Source organism: Streptomyces sp. NPDC036764 (assembly GCF_055609385.1).
On record NZ_JBVJPT010000003.1, the window covers coordinates 288,151 to 302,352 of the forward strand.

The window sequence follows — 14,202 nt, forward strand, 5'->3', positions numbered from 1 at the left end:
ATCCCCGGTCACCCGAAGTCGGAGGCGATGTCGTTCGCGCTGCCGCCGGGGCCGTCGGCCGTGTCACCTCGTGCGGCGCGTTCGATCTCGGGCAGCGGATCGTGGAAGGACACCGTGTAGGCGATGCCTTCCATCAGGTCGCGGTAGTGCTTGCGGGAACCCACGCCCGTGGTGCTCAGCGTGAGGACGCCGAGCTGCGTACCCGAGGGGGCCGGGATGTAGAGGTTGCACTGGTAGACCTCCTGGCCGGACATCCCCTCCAGGTCAGGCATGGTGATCAGGGTGTCGGAGATCGCCGCCGGACGGCTGCCCGGAAGCGTCAACAGCGCCACGTTCTCGGCGGATTCGCGCAGCGACACCGCACGCACCGCCGTGATCTTGGCCGGGGCCCACTCGATGTCCCTGAGCGCCACGGTGAACACGGACGAGGCGGAGGAGCCGTCGTCCGCGTGGTGCATGCCGAGCGAGCAGGCGATGACGCCTTCGCTCCGCATCTGCCCGGCCATGAACCGGACGTCCCGCAAGGCGCCCGTGTACCGGTCGCGCTGGGCCTCGGGGGCGAGGTCGAGGATCAGCGCCAGCGCCTGATCGAGGTGGGCCTCCTGCTCGGAGCCCGGCCGGGGGGCGAGTGCGTCGATGGGGACGTCGACGAACCCGCACGGTAGCGCGTACCAGATCTTCGAGCTCGGATCCCTGGCGGAGTCGTCGATGAACAGACGCATCGGGACCTCAGTGGCTTCCCCCGTCATCGCAACGCCCTCGCGACGTCGCCGACGATCGCCAGGGCGCCGGGCCCGTCGAACAGACCCGCGCGGGCCGCGTCGACCCCGGTGGCCGTGTTCTTGCCGCCGTCGCTCTTCAAGGCGTCGATGTTCTCGGCGGCCAGTCCGTAACCGGCGGTGACCACACCCGCGGCCGGTGAGACGAAGTCCATGCCCGCTCTGACCGTCTGGCTGCCGCCCGCCGCCTTGGCCACCAGGTCTCCGACGGGGTTGAAGGAACCCGCGGTCGCAATCCGGCTCGCGGCCGTGACGGTGTCGTCGGCGAACCGGCCGAGGAACTGCCCGGCACTCACTGCCTCGGACGCGAACTTCGTCGACTTGACCGCACCGTTGAGGCCACGGCTCACGGCCCCCACTCCAGGCACCGCGCCCAGCGCGTCACCGACCAGCCCCACCGAGTTCTCCCAGAAGTCCGCGTCGAACTCGCCCTTGGTGAAGCCGTCCGCGAGCGAGGCCCGCACCTTCGGGTCGGCGAGGCGGGAACCCATCGTCGCAAGGCTCAGCGCACCCGCCGCCAGCAGCATCGCGATCCCGAACGGCCCCGTGCACAGCAGCGCCAGCAACCCCGCAACCGCGGCCAGCACGCTCAGGATGTTGGTGAGGTTGTCCCCGATCCAGCTCAGGGCCTTGCTCAGCCAGCCCGGCTCCTCGGGCGCCAGGTCCTTCGTGGCGTCGTTCAGCTTCTTCGCGAGGTCACGCGCCTGGTCCTCGTGGGTCCCCTCCAGCTCGCGAGCCTTGCGCATCACGTCGTCCAGCGCGCCCTGCGCGTTGTTCACGGCGGTGACGGCGTCGTTGAGCCGGGCGTTGGCCGCGTTCAGCCGGGTCTGCGCGGCCTGAAGCTCGGGGCCCTCCTCGAAGGTCTGCCCCGCGAGCTTGAGGTCGGGGTCCTGCCTGGCCGTCTCGTGCCGGGAGTTGGCGGCCTTCAGGTCGCCCTTGTGGTCGCCCGCCTCGACGTCGTACCTGTGCGCCAGCTCCCGGCGGCCGGTCAGCCCGCCATGCCAGGTGCCGAGGTGACCGGCGGCCTGGGTCAGCGACTTGTGGGCGTCCTTCATGTACTTCGGCAGATCGCCGTCGAGGGCCTCGCGGAAGCCCACGGCCGCGTCGCCCTCCCAGAAGCTGGACTCGCCGAGCAGCTTGTCGATCTTCTGATACGCCGTCTGGAGCGCGCTCGCTGAATTGACGAGCTGGGTGCGGAGCTTCTCGACCTCGCCGGGCTCGCCGGGGACCGGGTTCCAGCCGAGGTGCACATACGGGTTCTGGGCCATCGTGGTCACTTCCCCGCGGCCGCGGCCCGCTTGAAGCTCTCCTCCAGGGAGGTCTCCACTTCGCGGTAGTTGTCCGTGTTCTTCTGGAGGCCCTCGGTGAGCTTCCCGATCCGCTCCTTGATCTGCTCGTTGCCGTACTTCCAGCGCTCCTGGAACGCGTCGCACGCCTCGTCCAGCTCCGGGGTCCCGAGCTGGTCGGCCCGCGCGTGCTGGAGGGCTGTTCGCACCTGCTCAAGGGACTCGCCGGCCTCGTCGAGGTCCTTGGTGAAGGCGGCAAGCTGCTCAATATCGGTCTTGAAGTGGTCCCCCACGCAAGTCCTCCCCGTTCGCGCTTCGCGGTCGCACCGGCAAACTGCAGGCCAGTGGCCGAATGGGCCCGATCATGCCACGGGAGGGCAAAGAGGCCGCCCCGGGGTCACGGAATCCACACGAAACACGTGCCTGCCTCCCGAAGGAGCCGACGGGCACGCATCCCGAACGGGAACCTTTCGCCAGGGCCCCGCGTTGCCCCCACGCAACCCAGCACCCACCACGCAGCGCCCAGTACCCGCCACCCAGCACCCACCGCCGCGACCCGAGGAGCACCTTGCCCGGCACGTCGAAGGACGCCGCCCTGCCCGCTCTCCCGCCGCTCGCCGATCAGGCGGAGCGTCTGATCGCGCTCGGGGTGCATGAGTTCGCGGGGGTGTCCGCCGACGAGGTGCGCGGCTTCGCCGAGGGTGCCGGCAGCGGGGGCGGTGTGCTGCTCGCCGTCCATCCCGACCGGGCCCCCGCGTCCGTCCTCGCCCCGCTGCTCCGCCGCGGCGACAAGCCCGGGTTCGTCGTCGTAGACATGCCGGACGTCGACGACTTCGCCCCGACCGCCGTCGAGCTGCCCGACTCGGCCCTCTACCTGGTCACCGGCCTCGACCGCGGCGACCGTATGGCCAACTGGAGCCCGGAGGAGGCGTTGCCCGCGCTGACCGCCGAGGGCCGGACGCCGCTGGTGCTCAGCGAAGGCATCCACTGGGTGCTCCAGCAGCCCGCGGCCCTGGAGCGCAACCACTGCTTCATGACGATCGGCTCCCGGCTGCGCAAGGCCAACGGCACGCTGGACGCCCGTACCCCGGCGATCTGGATCAGCAACGGCACGGGACGCGACGGCCGTGAGCGCCGTGACGCACCGAAGGTCGGCTGGTGCTGGTGGGGCAACCGGCACACCTGGCTGGGCTTCGCCTCCGGCACGGGTCGCAGCCGGTAGGCCGAACGCCCCGGCCCAGCCGCAACCAGTAGGCCGAACACCCCGCTCCAACCGCAGCCAGTACGCCAAACGCCCCCCTCCAACCGCAGCCAGTACGCCAAACGCCCCCTCCAACCGCAGCGCGTAGGCCGATCGCTCCACTCCAGCCACAGCCGGCAGGCCGAACGCCCCCTCCAACCGCAGGCGACGTAAGTGTCGTATCGGCATCAATGCCGGATACCCGCAGCCGCCTCAGAGATTTCCCGAACTCACGTACAACCCTTCCGCCCCATCGCAGGTCTCCTGATCGCCGACCGCGCGGTGAACCCGAGGACAACTCCCGGAGAACCCCGCCGATCGCACCCCACCGTCTGCGGATGCCCGCCAGGCATCCCCGCATGCAGCAGGAGAACCCGCATGCACAAGCACCACCTGCGTCTCGCCCTCGCGACGGCCACCGCGGCCGCGCTGACGGGCGGTCTGCTCACCTTCGCCGCCTCGACGGCGACCGCCGCGGACTCGACGACCGTCCCGCACGCCGACTTCAACGGCGACGGCATCGGCGACGTGGCCTTCTCCGCCGACGGCGCCTACGTCAGCGGCAAGAAGGACGCCGGCCAGCTCGTCGTCCTGTACGGCACCGCCACCGGCGTCTCGTCCGCCAAGCGCCACACCATCAGCCAGAACACCACCGGCTCGCCCGGCACCGCCGAGGCCGGCGACCGCTTCGGCTACGACACCGCCTTCGCCGACTTCAACGGCGACGGCTACGACGACATCGCCGTCGGCGCCCAGGGCGAGGACGTCGGCAGCGACGTCGACGGCGGCGGCCTCGCGATCCTGTGGGGCTCGGCCTCCGGCATCACCGGCAAGGGCGTCACCGTCGCCGACCCGGCCCCGACCGCGCACGACCGCTGGGGCAAGAACCTCGCCGCCGGCGACTTCGACGGCGACGGCAAGGCCGACCTGGCCGTCGGCAGCAACAACGCCACCCTGTACGTCTTCAAGGGCGGCTTCAACTCCTCCGGCACCCCCGGCGGCCGCTACACCATCAAGCCCCCGATCATGGGCACGGACGCGAACGGCCCGCTGAACCTGACCGCCGGGGACGCCAACGGCGACGGCCGCACCGACCTGGTCGTCGACGGCTACGAGTACCAGACCGACTACGGCTGGAACGAGAACTCGTACATCCCCGGCTCCTCCAGCGGCCTCGTCATGGCGAACATCCGCACCCTCAAGCCCGGCGTGATCACCGCGATCGGCGACATCAACCACGACGGCTTCGGCGACATCGTCAGCGGCGCCGCGTGGAACGCCACCGCCGAGGACGGCACCACCGTCCCGAACTCCGCCAAGGGCGGCAAGGTCTGGGTGACCTACGGCACGGTCGACGGCCCCGGTTCGGCCACCGGCATCACCCAGGACACCGGCAACGTCCCCGGCGCCTCCGAGACCAACGACAACTTCGGCTGGGACCTCGACCTCGGCGACATCAACGGCGACGGTTTCCTCGACCTCGCCATCGGCGTCGCCGGCGAGAACATCGGCAGCGCCACGGACACCGGTGCCGTGACGATCCTGTACGGCAACGCGAGCGGCCTGAACACCAGCTCGGGCGCGCAGTCCTTCGCGCAGTCCACCGCTGGCGTCCCCGGCAACGACGAGGACGGCGACATGTTCGGCATCGACCTCAGGCTCGACGACGTCACCGGCGACGGCAGGGCCGACCTGATCGCCGGCTCCGCCGAGAACGCCGGCAACGGCGCGGTCACCTACCTGCCGTCCAACGGCTCGAAGATCACCGCCACCGGCTCCCGCTCCATCGCCCCGAGCACCTCGGGCGTCTCGACGACGGGCACGCCGTACTTCGGCGCCAACTTCGCCGACTGAGCCACCGTACGACTCTCCCGGCCGGGCCCGTCTCCGAACGGGCCCGGCCTCTGGCACACGGGGCGACCCGGGCCCGCCCCCACCGGGCAGCGGACTCGCCCCCTCCTCCCAGGAGCAACCCACCTTGCGCAAGCGCCCCCTTCTCCTCGCCGCCACTCTCACCACCGGCCTGCTCACCGCGCTCCCCGCCACCGGCGCCTCCGCCGCGCCCTCCGGCCTGGCCGGCGACTTCAACGGCGACGGCTACCGCGATGTCGCGGTCAGCGCCATGTGCACCACCGTCGGCTCCGCGTCCTGCGCCGGCGCCGTCGTCGTGCTGTACGGCTCCTCGTCCGGGGTGTCGGCCACCCGCAAGGCCGTGATCACGCAGAACTCCACCGGGGTGCCGGGCACCGCCGAGGCGAACGACCTGTTCGGGTCCTCGCTCGCCGCCGCCGACCTCGACCGCGACGGCTACTCCGACCTCGTCGTCGGCTCCTCCGGCGAGAGCATCGGCGACCGCGACGGCATCGGCTCCGGCACCGTCCTGTGGGGCTCCAACACCGGCCTGTCCGGCGGCAAGGGCCTGCCGCAGCCGTCCACGCTGTCGGAGTACGGCGGTTTCTCGCACGGCGCCGCGACCGGTGACTTCGACGGCGACGGCGACATGGACGTCACGCTGACCGGGCAGAACCACACCCGCCTGTACCTGGGCCCGTTCACCCGCACCGGCGGCCCGCTCAGCCACTACGGCGTCGGCGAGCTCGGCTCGACCTACGACGTGATCGCGGGCGACATGACCGGCGACGGCGCGGCCGAGCGCGTCTACCCGTTCGGCGTGGACGGCGACTCCGGCGGCGAGATCGACTACTACCGCTGGACCGGCGGCGGCTACAAGTTCACCGAGCTGCCCAAGGCGGACGGCCTGTCGGGTTCCATCGCCGACATCAACGGCGACGGCTACGGCGACCTCGTCCTCGGCGACTCCTCCGACCCGAACAGCACCAAGCCCGGCGGCCACAAGGGCGGCCAGATCACCGTCTGGTACGGCGGCCCGAACGGCCCCGACCCCGCGCAGACGCCGACCGTCATCCACCAGGACAGCGCGAACGTGCCCGGCTCCGGCGAGACCGACGACGGCTTCGGCATGTTCCTGAGCACCGGCGACATCAACGGCGACAAGTTCGCCGACGTCGCCGTCGCCGCCCCCGGCGAGGACCTCGGCTCGGCGAAGGAGGCCGGCTCGGTGACCGTGCTGTTCGGCTCGGCGTCCGGTCTGAAGACGTCGGGCTCGAAGTCGTACACGCAGGACACCGCCGGTGTCCCCGGCACCGCCGAGTCCTGGGACCGCTTCGGCTCCGCGGTCGACCTCACCGACATCACCAAGGACGGCAAGGCCGACCTGATCGTCGGCGTCGACGGCGAGAACGGCTCCGGCGGCGTCTGGACCCTGCGCGGCTCCTCCACCGGCCTGACCACGTCCGGCGCCCAGGGCCTGACCGCCGCCGCCGTCTCCCTGAAGTCCACGTACTACTTCGGCTCGGTGATCGCCCAGTGACGCACCGGCGCCTGCCCGGCGCGCTCCTCGCGGCCGCCCTGACCCCGCTCGCGCTCGCCCTCACGGCCCCCGCCGCCCACGCCGCCACGGCCGCCAAGCCGTACGACTTCAACGGCGACGGCCGCGTCGACCTCGCGATCGGCGCGCCCGGCGCCACGGTCGGGGGCAAGGCGAAGGCGGGCGCGGTGTCGGTGGTGTACGGCGGCACCGGCGGCCTGAAGACGGCCACGCGCACCCTCGTCACCCAGAACACGTCCGGCATCCCCGGCACCGCCGAGACCGACGACGCCTTCGGGAGCGCCGTCGCCTCCGCCGACCTCAACACCGACGGCTACGCGGACCTGCTGATCGGCGCGCCCGGCGAGGACGTCAACGGGGACACCAACGACGGTTCGGCCGTCGTCGTCTGGGGCGCCGAGTCGGGCCTTTCCGGGGCACGTTCGGTGCCGAACCCGTTCGACCGGGACGCCGACCGCTACGGCCAGTCGCTGGCGGTGGGCGACGTCGAGGCCGACGGCGACCTGGACATCGTGGTCGGCTCCAACGGGCCGCTCGGAGTCGGCTTCATCAACGGCCCGTTCACCAAGTCCAGCGCGTTCCAGGGCGGTTCCGGCTCCGGCTTCCCCGACCCGTACTCCCCGGCGTACGGCATCACCTCGCTGTCCGTCGGGCCGGTCACGGGCGCCTGGCACACCAACCTGGTCGTGCACGGACGGGGGAGCGACGGTGCCGCGGTCACCCATCTGGTGACCGAGCCGAACATCGGCAACTTCACCGACTGGATGCAGGAACTGCCCGCCGGTCACGTCTCCGCGATCGGAGACATCGACAAGGACGGGTACGCGGACATCGCGATCGGCAACGACCGCGAGACCTCCGCCGACCCGGCCGGCGCCAAGGGCGGCAAGGTCACGGTCGTCTACGGCGGCCCGGCGGGCGTGGACCCCGCCCGTACGCCTCTGGTCCTCACCCAGGACACCGCCGGCGTCCCCGGTGCCGCCGAGTCCGGCGACCGCTTCGGCAGCGGCGTCTCCCTCGGCGACGTCAACGGCGACGGCTACGCCGACCTGGCCGTCGGCGCGTCCGGCGAGAACTCCGGGGCGGGCTCGGTGACCGTGCTGTACGGCTCCGCGTCCGGCCTGCGCACGACCGGCGTCCAGGCCTTCACACAGAACACCGCCGGCGTGCCCGGCGCCTCCGAGGCGAACGACCGCTTCGGCGCCCGCGTCCTGCTCGCCGACCACTCCGGCGACCGCCGCGCCGAACTCACCGTCTCCGCGACCGGCGAGAACGGCGACGGCGCCGTCTGGTCGCTGCGCGGCGCGACGAGCGGAGTGACGACGGGCGGGGCGGCGAGCTTCGGCCCGGGGACCACGGATGTCTCCACGGCGGGCAGCCCCGGCTACGGCACGGCCCTCAACTCCTGAACTCCTTCACTGTGAAAGGGACTTCACCTTGCGCAAGCGCACGCTGCTGCTCGCGGCGACCCTCACCACGGGCCTGCTGACCGCCCTCCCGGCCACCAGCGCCTCCGCCGCGCCCTCCGGCCTGGCCGGCGACATCAACGGCGACGGCTACCGCGACGCCGTCATCACCGCGCCCCTCGCCAAGGTGGCCGGCAAGAGCAACGCCGGCTACGTCGCCGTCGTCTACGGCAGCGCGAGCGGCCTGAACACCGGCAACCGCCAGATCATCAGCCAGGACACGGCCGGCATCCCCGGCGTCCCCGAGAGCGGCGACTACTTCGGCGACCGCGCCACCACCGGCGACCTGGACAACGACGGCTACACCGACATCGTGGTCGGCGTGCACGCCGAGCGGATCGGCTCGACCGACGACACCGGCGTCCTGACGGTGCTGTGGGGCGGCGCGACCGGCATCAAGTCCGGCACCGACATCTCCACGCTCCCCGAGTACCGCAGTGAGCTGGGCTGGTCCGTGGCGACCGGCGACTTCGACGGTGACGGCGACACCGACCTCGCGGCGGCGAACAACGCCGCCCCCGGGCTGAACGTCTTCGAGGGCCCCATCACCCGCACCGGCGGGGCAGAGGAACTCGGTGGCATCGACACCTCCGCGGAGACCGGCATCAACACCGACCAGATCGTCGCGGGTGACGTCACCGGCGACGGCAAGTCGGACCTGCTGGTCATGGGCCAGGAGGAGATCAGCGGCGGCAACCGCACCCGCAGCGTCCTCTACAAGGGCTCGGCGGTCGGCCTCACGCCCTCCAGCAAGGTCGCGGGCGGCTACGCGGCTGTCATTGCGGACGTGAACAAGGACGGCTACGGCGACATCGTCACCGGCAACTTCATGGAGAAGTCGACCGACGAGCCCAACGGCGGCCCCGGCGGCGCGGTGACCGTGACGTACGGCGCCGCGAGCGGCCTGAGCACCCGCACCCCGGTCCGCTTCACCCAGGACACCACCGGCGTGCCGGGCGCGTCCGAGCGGAACGACGCCTTCGGCTGGAGCCTGGACGCCGGCGACACCAACGGCGACGGCTACACCGACATCGCGGTCGGCGTGGCCAACGAGGACCTGAGCGGGAAGACGGACGCCGGTTCGGTCGTGATCCTGCGCGGCTCCGCCGCCGGCCTGACCGGCACCGGTTCCAAGGCGTTCTCGCAGGACACCAGCGGGGTGCCGGGCACCGCCGAGTCGTACGACTACTTCGGTCACTCCGTCCTGCTCACCGACGTCAGCAAGGACGGCCGCGCGGAGCTGATCACCGGCGCCCGCGGCGAGAACGACGGCGCGAGCTCCGCCTGGGCCCTGCGCGGCAGCTCCTCCGGCATCACCGCCACCGGCGCGAAGTCCTTCGGCAGCACGACGCTGGGCGGACCGTCGGGCCTCACGTACTTCGGCGACGTACTGGCGGGCTGACCCGCCGCACGCCCCCACCTCACCCACACCACCGCGGGAGGAACCCCACATGCTGCGGCACCACCGCAACAGCAACCGCAACCGCCTCCACTCCCTGGCCCTGGCCACGGCCACCGTCGCCGCCACCCTGACGGCCGCCCCGCTGCTCACCGCGGCCCCGGCCGCCGCGGCCCCCGCCAAGTACGCCGACGACTTCAACGGCGACGGCTACCGCGACCTCGCCACCGCCGCCCCGTACACCCCGGTCGGCGGCAAGACCGACGCGGGCGCGGTCGTCGTCAACTACGGCTCCGCGAACGGCATCAGCGCCACCCGCCGCACCGTCATCACCCAGAACACGGCCGGCATCCCCGGCACCGCCGAGCAGGACGACGAGTTCGGCCAGTCCCTCACCTCCGGCGACCTGAACCGGGACGGCTACGCCGACCTCGTGATCGGCGCCACGGGCGAGAACGCCGACGCCGGGGCCGTCGTGATCGTCTGGGGCGCCAAGAGCGGCCTGTCCGGCGGCCAGGTCGTCCCCGACCCCGCCCCCTCGGCCCACGACGAGTACGGCATGTCCCTGACCGTCGGCGACTTCAGCGGGGACGGCAAGGCCGACCTCGCCGTCGGCAGCACCGGCAGCGACATCTGGATCCACAAGGGCGGCTTCCTCAAGGCCTCCGGCGCCGCGTCCCGCTTCAAGCTCGCCACCGACCTGTACACGGGCGCCAGCTACGGCTCGCAGAGCCTGGCCGCCGGTGACGTGAACGGCGACGGCACCGCCGACCTGGTCGTCAGCGGCGCCCAGGCGGAGACCTACGACAGCGGCACCTTCGTCTACCTGGGCTCCGCCTCCGGCCTCACCCGCCAGGCGTTCCTCAAGAACGGCGCCTACGAGCTGGCGACGGTCGGCGACCTCAACGGCGACGGCTACGCCGACGTCGTCGCGTCGACGTACGGCGACGACGGCGCGAGCAGCCTCGGCGGCTCGATCCGCGCCTACCTCGGCAGCGCGGCCGGCATCCGCACCCAGCCGCAGGCCACGATCACCCAGGACTCCCCCGGCGTCCCGGGCTCGGACGAGGAGAGCGACTGGTTCGGCAACGCCCTGTCCATCGCCGACATCAACCGCGACGGGTACGCGGACCTGGCCGTCGGCACGATCCACGAGGACGTCGGCAGTGCGGACATCGCCGGCAGCGTCACCGTGCTGCGCGGCTCGGCCACCGGCCTGACCGCGACCGGCGCCCAGTCCTTCACGCAGAACACGGCCGGCGTCCCCGGCACGGCCGAGACCGCCGACCGCTTCGGCGCGTCGGTACGCCTGTCCGACCTGAACGGCGACGGCCACGCCGACCTGTCCGTCGGCGCGGACGGCGAGAACCACCCCGCGGGCGCGATCTACAGCCTGCGCGGCGCTGCCTCGGGGATCACCACCAGCAAGGCGACCAGCTTCGGCCCCGGCTCGCTGGGCCTGCCCTCGGGCTATCTGCGACTGGGCCAGGTCATGCTGCACTGACCCGCCCACCTGGGCCTCCCCCGTACGGCCCAACCCCGACCGACGACCCGGAGGGGGGCCATCGCGCCCCCTAGGGGATGTCACAGGTCGGCCGCAAAGCCGGGCCCTGAGCGCAGGGCCCGGCACACGGATCTCCGGGACCAGGTACGTTCGAAGACGTGGCTGGATTCAGGATCGGACGGGGCAGCCGGAACAACGGCACCCCGCAAACGCGCCCCCAACAACCTCCGTACGGGCAGCAGGCGCCCCAGGGACAGTCGTACGGCTATCCCCCGCCGCCGCAGCAGCCGCACGGCGGCGCCGGCGGCTGGCCGCAGGCGAACAGGGGCGGTGGCCAAGGCGGTTACGGCCCCGGCGGCCACGGCGGTCAGGCGGGTCACGGCGAGCCGGAGTACTTCGGCGACGGCGGCTACCCGCACGGACCCGGCGGCGCCCCGGACCCGTACGCGGCGAACAACCCGGGCCACACCCAGGCGTTCTCGGTCGGTGATGACCCCTACACCCAGGGCGAGACCTACCACGCGGGCTCGGCCCCGGCCGGCCCGATCGGCCCCCGCCTGCACTGGAAGGCCCTGCTGCGCGGCGTCGTCCTGTCCCCCTCGCAGACCTTCCTCCAGATGCGGGACTACACGATGTGGGGCCCTGCCCTGATCGTGACGTTCCTCTACGGCCTGCTCGCCGTCTTCGGCTTCGACACCGCACGTGAGGACGCGATCAACGCGACCCTCTCCAACGCGGTCCCGATCGTCCTGACGACGGCCGTCGCCATGGTGGTGTCCTCGTTCGTCCTGGGCGTGGTGACCCACACCATGGCCCGCCAGCTCGGCGGCGACGGCGCCTGGCAGCCCACCGTCGGCCTCTCGATGCTGATCATGTCCCTGACGGACGCCCCCCGCCTGGTCTTCGCCATGTTTGCGGGCGGCGACGCGACCCTCGTCCAGGCGCTCGGCTGGGCGACCTGGGTGGCGGGCGGCGCCCTGCTCACCCTGATGGTGTCCAAGTCCCACGACCTGCCCTGGCCGAAGGCCCTGGGCGCGAGCGCGATCCAGCTCATCGCACTCCTGTCGATCGTGAAGCTGGGCACGTTCTAGAGCCCACAGACACGAAAAGGGCCCCCGGCATTCTCGCCGGGGGCCTTTCTCATACCTGTCCGCTGCAATGGCGGTCCCACAGCGCTGACCTGACCGACGGGTGCGACCCGCAACTCGAGTTGCATGCTCTCTGAGCTGCGAGAGACTGGCTCTTGTACGCATTTTCTATGGAAAGTGCCCAGGTCATGAGTACTGAACTCCTCGATCTGGCTATCGCCACCGCCGGCGGCAAGGAACTCTGGGAAACCGTGAGCGGCCTGAAGGCCGATGTCTCCATCGACGGTCCGGTCTGGGGGCTGAAGGGCTGGCCACCGGGGACGAGCTTCGATCAGATCCTGACGATCGACACGGCCAGAGAACACATCGTGTTCACCCCGTTCACCCGCCCGGAATGGCAGATGACCTTCGACGCCGCCACCGACAGCGTCACCTTGCAGACACTCGACGGCGAACCGGTCGAGACCCTGGCACCCGCCCGAGCCGCCTTCAAGGGAATGCTGCGCAACACCGACTGGGACGCCGCTCACCTCGGCTACTTCCTGGGCTACGCCTGCTGGAACTACTTCACCAGCCCGTTCCTCTTCACCTATCCGGGCGTGCGTGCCCGCGAGATCGAACCGTGGCACGAGGCGGGGCAGACATGGCGGCGTCTACAGGTGCGATTCCCGCCCGACATCGCCACACACAGCCCGAACGCGGTCTTCTACTACGACGCCTTCGGCATGCAACGTCGCATGGACTACGTCGCCGAGATCAACAACAGCTTCCTCGTCGGCCATTACACCGGCCACCACAAGAATTTCGACGGGCTGGTCATGCCGACGCGACGGCGAATGTTCCGCCGCAACCCCGACAACAGCGTCAACCTCAACTTCCCCTCCATCACGGTCGACGTCCACGGCGTTGAGCTCGTCCGCTCTGACGACGAACAGGTACGGCCATGACGACAGACAGCGTCTTCATCGACCACCCCGCCCGAAGGCTTGTCGTGACGCTCCCGCGTCCGTACGACGCGGCGTGCGAGCACTTCGAGACCCTCGTCCCCGAGGCCGATCTCCACCGCTTCTACCAATTGGGCTCCTGGAAGGCCACGCTCGAACTCGCCGAGATCAACGGCCCCCACGGGTTCATGCGTTACTACCGCGGCGACGTCTGCGCCCTCATGGCCGGCTCGCAGTCCCTCTGGAAGGCCACCCAGTACCTCATGGGCAACCACACCATCGCCGAACGCGCGTTCCGCGAGGATGCGTCGGCCGTGCTGCACGCACCACTGCCCTCCGTGATCTACGCCGACCCCGACGGCGACACCAAACTCGCCGTCGACCAGCCCAGCCTGCTGTTCGACAGCTACGACAACCCGCAGATCACCGAGGCCGGCCGCGAACTCGACGCCCGCCTGGCCAACCTGATCACCCTCCTCGGCGGCGAGGTACCACCCCAACTGTGAGCCCGCGCCCAACAGCGGCGTGACTCCTTGCATAGCAGCACGTCAGAGTGCTTCTTTGTTCACCTTGGCCGCTTCGCCGGACATATGTACCGGAGGCAAAACGCTCCACGGGAAGTTGATCCACTCATCGGTGCGCTTCCACACGTACTCGCACTTCACGAGCGAGTGGGACTTCTCGTAGATCACCGCGGACCGCACCTCGGCGACATGCTCGACGCAGAAGTCGTGGACGAGCTTCAGCGTCTTGCCGGTGTCGGCGACGTCGTCGGCGATCAGCACCTTCTTGTCGGTGAAGTCGATCGCGTTGGGCACGGGAGCGAGCATCACGGGCATCTCCAGCGTCGTCCCCACGCCCGTGTAGAACTCCACATTCACCAGGTGAAGGTTCTTGCAGTCGAGCGCGTAGGCGAGCCCGCCGGCGACGAAGACGCCGCCCCGGGCGATGCTGAGCACGATGTCCGGCTCGTACCCGTCGTCGGCGATGGCCTGCGCGAGCTCACGGACGGCGACGCCGAACCGCTCGTAGGTCAGATTCTCACGTACGGGCTCGTCACTGATGCCACCGCTCATGGCCCCGCTCA

The 14,202-nt window shown here is 71.0% G+C and carries 13 protein-coding genes; 9 read left to right on the plus strand and 4 right to left on the minus strand.

Annotation, left to right across the window (positions count from 1 at the left end):
- Window positions 1-8: 8 nt before the first annotated feature.
- Genes ACZ69Q_RS16235 through ACZ69Q_RS16245 form a run of 3 tightly spaced genes read right to left on the minus strand, consistent with a single transcriptional unit; the run spans window position 9 to window position 2,358 of the window.
- Window positions 9-722: a hypothetical protein gene (locus tag ACZ69Q_RS16235; protein WP_471041963.1), complete on the minus strand. Its 714-nt coding sequence runs from the start codon at window positions 720-722 to the stop codon at window positions 9-11.
- Window positions 723-745: 23 nt separating this feature from the next.
- Window positions 746-2,047, minus strand: a complete 1,302-nt coding sequence (locus ACZ69Q_RS16240) for a hypothetical protein (protein WP_471041964.1) — start codon at window positions 2,045-2,047, stop codon at window positions 746-748.
- Between the two features lie 5 nt (window positions 2,048-2,052).
- Entirely contained in the window at window positions 2,053-2,358 is a 306-nt protein-coding gene (locus tag ACZ69Q_RS16245; RefSeq protein ID WP_471041966.1) for a hypothetical protein, read from the minus strand.
- Between the two features lie 275 nt (window positions 2,359-2,633).
- On the opposite strand from ACZ69Q_RS16245, the gene ACZ69Q_RS16250 reads away from it, so the two are divergent.
- From ACZ69Q_RS16250 to ACZ69Q_RS16290, 9 genes are all read left to right on the plus strand, one after another.
- Window positions 2,634-3,287: a DUF5701 family protein gene (locus tag ACZ69Q_RS16250; protein ID WP_471041968.1), complete on the plus strand. Its 654-nt coding sequence runs from the start codon at window positions 2,634-2,636 to the stop codon at window positions 3,285-3,287.
- Window positions 3,288-3,683: 396 nt separating this feature from the next.
- On the plus strand, window positions 3,684-5,159 hold the full coding sequence (locus ACZ69Q_RS16255; protein ID WP_471041970.1) for an FG-GAP and VCBS repeat-containing protein: 1,476 nt from the start codon (window positions 3,684-3,686) through the stop codon (window positions 5,157-5,159).
- A gap of 124 nt (window positions 5,160-5,283) precedes the next feature.
- Window positions 5,284-6,696: an FG-GAP-like repeat-containing protein gene (locus ACZ69Q_RS16260; protein ID WP_471041972.1), complete on the plus strand. Its 1,413-nt coding sequence runs from the start codon at window positions 5,284-5,286 to the stop codon at window positions 6,694-6,696.
- Window positions 6,693-8,123 (plus strand): hypothetical protein, encoded by a 1,431-nt coding sequence (locus ACZ69Q_RS16265; RefSeq protein WP_471041973.1) that lies wholly within the window; start codon window positions 6,693-6,695, stop codon window positions 8,121-8,123. Before ACZ69Q_RS16260 ends, ACZ69Q_RS16265 begins: the two co-directional genes overlap by 4 nt.
- A gap of 28 nt (window positions 8,124-8,151) precedes the next feature.
- Window positions 8,152-9,582, plus strand: coding sequence for an FG-GAP and VCBS repeat-containing protein (locus ACZ69Q_RS16270; protein WP_471041974.1), 1,431 nt, complete (start codon window positions 8,152-8,154; stop codon window positions 9,580-9,582).
- 49 nt (window positions 9,583-9,631) lie between these two features.
- On the plus strand, window positions 9,632-11,083 hold the full coding sequence (locus ACZ69Q_RS16275) for an FG-GAP and VCBS repeat-containing protein (protein WP_471041976.1): 1,452 nt from the start codon (window positions 9,632-9,634) through the stop codon (window positions 11,081-11,083).
- 158 nt (window positions 11,084-11,241) lie between these two features.
- Window positions 11,242-12,174 carry a Yip1 family protein gene (locus tag ACZ69Q_RS16280; RefSeq protein WP_471041977.1) on the plus strand — a complete coding sequence of 311 codons (933 nt, stop codon included), beginning with the start codon at window positions 11,242-11,244 and terminating at the stop codon, window positions 12,172-12,174.
- 167 nt (window positions 12,175-12,341) lie between these two features.
- The gene (locus tag ACZ69Q_RS16285; protein WP_471041978.1) at window positions 12,342-13,118 is read left to right on the plus strand and encodes a hypothetical protein; all 777 of its coding nucleotides are present in this window, start codon (window positions 12,342-12,344) and stop codon (window positions 13,116-13,118) included.
- Window positions 13,115-13,621, plus strand: coding sequence for a DUF302 domain-containing protein (locus ACZ69Q_RS16290; RefSeq protein WP_471041980.1), 507 nt, complete (start codon window positions 13,115-13,117; stop codon window positions 13,619-13,621). Before ACZ69Q_RS16285 ends, ACZ69Q_RS16290 begins: the two co-directional genes overlap by 4 nt.
- Window positions 13,622-13,663: 42 nt before the next feature.
- Here ACZ69Q_RS16290 and ACZ69Q_RS16295 read toward each other — a convergent pair whose 3' ends face one another.
- The gene (locus ACZ69Q_RS16295) at window positions 13,664-14,191 is read right to left on the minus strand and encodes a phosphoribosyltransferase (RefSeq protein ID WP_471041982.1); all 528 of its coding nucleotides are present in this window, start codon (window positions 14,189-14,191) and stop codon (window positions 13,664-13,666) included.
- Between the last annotated feature and the right edge of the window lie 11 nt (window positions 14,192-14,202).